This window comes from Oliverpabstia sp. (assembly GCF_022785585.1).
Lineage (GTDB): Bacteria > Bacillota > Clostridia > Lachnospirales > Lachnospiraceae > Oliverpabstia > Oliverpabstia intestinalis.
This window is the reverse complement of sequence record NZ_JALFPR010000103.1, coordinates 1-5,390: the sequence shown is the minus strand read 5'-3', so window position 1 is coordinate 5,390 and position 5,390 is coordinate 1. Positions and strand designations below refer to the sequence as shown.

Below are 5,390 nucleotides of genomic sequence, written 5' to 3'. Positions count from 1 at the left end.
TTTTGGCTTGTATGTCTCGGGATTTTGACATATTCATGTCAAAACACCTCGCGGGACAGTGGCTACTGAATAGTTACATATACATACAGAAAAGGAGGTGGCAGTTATTACTGCTACAACAAACAACACACCAAATTATACCCTGGGAATCGATATCGGTTCCACAACGGTTAAAATTGCCATTCTGGATGAGTCTCATCAGATTCTGTTTGCTGACTATGAACGGCATTTTGCCAATATTCAGGAAACTCTGGCTTCCCTTCTGTCAAAAGCCATTGATAAACTGGGAGAGATGACCGTACATCCGATTATCACCGGTTCCGGCGGACTGGCTCTTGCCAATCATCTGGAAGTTCCTTTTGTACAGGAAGTAATTGCAGTTTCTTCCTCGTTGCAGGAACTTGCCCCAAAAACAGATGTAGCCATCGAGCTTGGCGGCGAGGACGCCAAAATCATTTACTTTGAGGGCGGCAACATCGAACAGCGCATGAACGGTATCTGTGCCGGTGGTACAGGATCCTTCATCGACCAGATGGCTTCCCTGTTACAGACCGATGCTACCGGACTGAACGAATATGCAAAAAACTATCAGGCTCTATATCCGATCGCAGCCCGCTGCGGCGTATTTGCAAAATCGGACATCCAGCCGCTGATCAACGACGGTGCTACCAAAGAAGACCTATCTGCTTCTATTTTCCAGGCAGTTGTCAACCAGACCATCAGTGGACTGGCCTGCGGAAAACCGATCCGCGGTCATATCGCATTTCTTGGCGGTCCGCTGCATTTCCTGTCCGAATTAAAACAGGCCTTTATCCGTACTCTGAAACTTGATGAAGAGCATACCATCGTTCCGGAAAATTCTCATCTGTTTGCAGCAATCGGTTCCGCACTGAATGCCAAAGAAGAGGTTTCCGTATCTCTGTCTGCTCTGAAAGAACGGATGGCACAGTCTATCAAACTGGATTTTGAAGTTGCACGTATGGAACCGCTGTTCGCTTCCCAGGAAGACTATGATGCGTTTAACGAACGCCAGAGTCAGTACAACGTAGCCACTGGTGATCTGGCTTCCTATGAAGGCAACTGTTTCCTTGGTATCGATGCAGGATCCACCACAACAAAAGCCGCTCTGGTCGGTGAAGATGGTTCCCTGCTGTATTCGTTCTATGACAACAACAACGGGAATCCACTGGCAACCACCATCCGTGCCGTCCAGGAAATCTATTCCCAGATGCCGGACACTGCCCGGATCGCCTACTCCTGCTCCACCGGTTACGGTGAAGCACTGATCAAAGCTGCTCTGATGCTTGATGAGGGCGAGGTTGAAACTGTATCTCACTATTATGCGGCCGCTTTCTTTGATCCAAAGGTCGACTGTATCCTCGATATCGGCGGTCAGGATATGAAATGTATCAAGATCAAGAATCACACCGTAGACAGCGTACAGTTAAATGAAGCCTGTTCCTCCGGATGCGGTTCCTTCATCGAGACCTTTGCAAAATCCCTGAACTACAGTGTACAGGATTTTGCAAAAGCAGCTTTATTCGCAGAGAATCCGATCGACCTCGGTACCAGATGTACCGTATTCATGAACTCCAAAGTAAAACAGGCTCAGAAAGAAGGCGCTTCCGTTGCAGATATCTCCGCCGGTCTCGCTTACTCTGTTATCAAGAATGCGTTATATAAAGTAATCAAAGTTTCTGATGCTTCTGAGCTTGGTAAAAATATTGTCGTACAGGGTGGTACATTCTATAACGATGCGGTACTGCGAAGCTTTGAAAAAATCGCCAACTGTGAAGCGATCCGCCCGGACATTGCAGGTATCATGGGTGCTTTCGGTGCCGCTCTGATCGCAAGAGAACGTTTCGAAGATGGCAAAGATACAACCATGCTCTCCATCGACAAAATCAATGATCTGAAATACACCACCAGCATGGCAAACTGTAAGGGATGTACCAACAGCTGCCGTCTGACTATCAACCGTTTCTCCGGTGGTCGTCAGTATATCAGCGGTAACCGCTGTGAGCGTGGTATCGGAAAACAGAAAAATAAAGAAAATATCCCGAACCTGTTTGATTATAAACACAAAAAAATCTTCGGTTACACACCGCTTGATGCCGATCAGGCTGTCCGCGGTAAAGTAGGTATCCCGAGAGTCCTGAATATGTTTGAGAACTATCCGTTCTGGTTCACCTTCTTTACAAAGCTGAAATATCAGGTGGTACTCTCTCCTACTTCCAACCGTAAGATCTACGAACTTGGTATCGAATCCATCCCAAGTGAATCTGAATGTTATCCGGCAAAGCTGGCACACGGTCACGTGACCTGGCTGCTTCGTCAGGGTGTGAAGTTTATCTTCTATCCATGTATTCCATATGAACGTACCGAGTTCCCGGAAGCAATTAACCATTACAACTGCCCGATTGTAACCTCTTATGCAGAAAACATCAAAAATAATGTAGATGAATTAAATGATCCATCCATCACCTTCCGCAACCCGTTCCTGGCTCTGACGAATGAAGAGACAGCCACAAAGCGTCTGGTGGAGGAATTCTCCGATCTTCCGAAAGAAGAAGTTCTGGAAGCGGCACATGCTGCGTGGGCAGAACTGGAACATATGAGAAACGATATCCGCAGAAAGGGAGAAGAAACCCTTCGCTATATGGAAGAAACCGGAAGACGCGGCATCGTTCTGGCAGGTCGTCCGTACCACATTGATCCGGAGATCCATCATGGTATCCCGGATATGATTAATTCCTACGGAATCGCCGTACTGACCGAAGACTCTGTGTCTCATCTGGCACCACTGGAGCGTCCGCTTCGTGTCAATGACCAGTGGATGTATCATACCCGATTATATGCTGCTGCAAACTTTGTCAAAGAACGTGACGATCTGGATCTGATCCAGTTAAACTCCTTCGGCTGTGGTCTGGATGCCGTAACCACCGACGAGGTACAGGAAATTCTCTCCAACAGCGGAAAAATCTATACCTGCCTGAAGATTGATGAAGTAAACAACTTAGGTGCTGCCAGAATCCGTGTCCGCTCTCTGTTGGCTGCCATTCGAACCAGACAGAAACAGCAAAAGAAACGGGAGATTCAGCCTTCTTCTATCAAGCGGGTACCATTTACCGAAGAGATGCGAAAAGACTACACTATCCTCTGCCCACAGATGTCTCCGATGCATTTTAATATTCTGGAGGCAGGTTTCAATGCCAGCGGCTATCATCTGGAAGTCCTTCCGAATGATAACAAAGAGGCCGTCGATGTAGGACTGAAATATGTAAATAACGATGCCTGCTACCCGTCCCTGATGGTTGTCGGACAGATCATGCAGGCACTGTTATCCGGCAAATACGACCTGCACAAAGTAGCGATCATCATGTCACAGACCGGTGGTGGATGCCGTGCTTCGAACTATATCGGATTCATCCGCCGTGCATTGAATAAAGCGGATATGGGACATATCCCGGTAATCTCCATCAACCTGAGCGGTCTGGAGAGCAACCCCGGCTTCAAGATTACTCCCGGCCTGGCACGCAGACTGGCTTACGGATGTATCTTCGGTGATATCCTGATGAAATGTGTATACCGCATGCGTCCTTATGAAATCAAAAAAGGATCCACCGACCGCTTACATAGAAAATGGGAAAAAATCTGTATCGATTTTGTATCCGGCAAACATCTGAGTCATACCCGGTTCAAACAGATCTGCCGTACGATCATCCACGATTTTGACCGTCTGCCGATCGATGAGAACTTAAAGAAACCGAAAGTCGGTATCGTAGGTGAGATCCTGGTAAAATTCCTTCCTGCTGCCAACAATCATCTGGCTGAGCTTCTGGAACAGGAAGGTGCCGAAGCTGTCGTTCCGGATCTGGCTGACTTCATGTGCTACTGCTTCTACAACCAGAACTTCAAGCATGAGAAACTGGGCTTTAAGAAGACTTCAGCTATCACCGGAAATGCCGGTATCGCCGCTATCAACTGGCTGCGCAGTGCTGCTACCGAAGAGTTCAAGAAGAGCCGTCACTTTGATCCGCCGGCAAATATCTCGGATCTCGCCCGCATGGCTTCACCGATCGTATCCATGGGTAACCAGACTGGTGAAGGATGGTTTCTGACCGGTGAGATGATGGAACTGATCCACGGTGGTACACAGAATATTGTGTGTACGCAGCCATTCGGATGCCTGCCGAACCACATCGTTGGCAAGGGTGTTATCAAAGCGATCCGCAGAAGCCATCCGGAGGCAAATATCGTAGCCATCGACTATGATCCGGGCGCTTCTGAAGTAAACCAGCTGAACCGTATCAAACTGATGCTGTCTACGGCTGTAAAGAATATGAAGTAAAAGCAGAACAATGGATCTGCGAAAATCATTATATCATGAACTTCGTTCATGATCGCCATTCGCCGCTCCCCATAACCGTGCCAGCACGCTTCTGGCTCGCTAACGCTCATTACATTACAGATCTTTTTTGCAATGAAAATGGCTGAGGATTCGTCATAGAACGTTTCCTCAGCCATTTTCATTTTCTTTTTAAAATCCTTCTTTTCTCCGCTGTTTTCTTAACCTATATCGTTTTTCTCCGCCTTCCCATTCTGCCCTGTCATTTTCCGACTCGACGATCAGTCCCGGGACCGGAATCGGGTGATGGTGTTCATCAACGGCTACCATTACCACATATGCACGGTTGATCACCTTCCGGATACCGTGACGACTTTCTACATATGTGTCCACACGTACTTCCATCGAAGTTCTTCCCACATACGTAATCTTTCCCCGAAGAACTACTACATCATTTACAGTAGCTCCCTCTTTGAAATTCAGGTTATCGATCGCCGCTGTCGTGATGTCCGCCTCGCAGTGACGCATCGCCACGATACTGGCAATTTCATCAATCCAGCCCATCAGCTGTCCTCCGAACAGATTTCCATAACAGTTCAGATAATTGGGGCGCATCAGATACGTCTGTTCCGTCTGAGAATCCACTACCCTTTTACATGGTCTCTGTGTTTCTTCCATTGTAATATCCTTCTTTCTTCCATTACACAAATCATTGCTGTTCTATTCTTCATTAATTGCAGGTAACTATTCAGTACCTTCACAGTTACGAGCAAAAACGCATTTAAAATCACCTTCGGTGATGGCATTTTTGCTTGTATGTCTCGGGATTTTGGCATAAATATGCCAAAACACCTCGCGGGATAATGGCTGCTGAATAGTTACAATTGCAGCTTCATTATCTGTATAGAAAACAAAGCAAAGCTGGCGTTCTGTACAGAATCTACCAGCCATACTCAAATTACTTTATTTCAGGGAAATCCCATTCCTGTCTTTATCGGAATACTTTCAGGATCCGTAGCACTTTCACCACATGATTTCCCAT

At 46.9% G+C, this 5,390-nt stretch carries 2 protein-coding genes; one reads left to right on the top strand and one right to left on the bottom strand.

The features are described from left to right. The first annotated feature begins 97 nt into the window (after positions 1 to 97). Positions 98 to 4,351 carry a 2-hydroxyacyl-CoA dehydratase gene (locus MSA64_RS07200; RefSeq protein ID WP_287891150.1) on the top strand — a complete coding sequence of 1,418 codons (4,254 nt, stop codon included), beginning with the start codon at positions 98 to 100 and terminating at the stop codon, positions 4,349 to 4,351. A gap of 189 nt (positions 4,352 to 4,540) precedes the next feature. On the opposite strand, the gene MSA64_RS07195 is transcribed toward MSA64_RS07200, so the two are convergent. Then, positions 4,541 to 5,026, bottom strand: coding sequence for an acyl-CoA thioesterase (locus tag MSA64_RS07195; protein ID WP_022171731.1), 486 nt, complete (start codon positions 5,024 to 5,026; stop codon positions 4,541 to 4,543). Positions 5,027 to 5,390 lie beyond the last annotated feature (364 nt).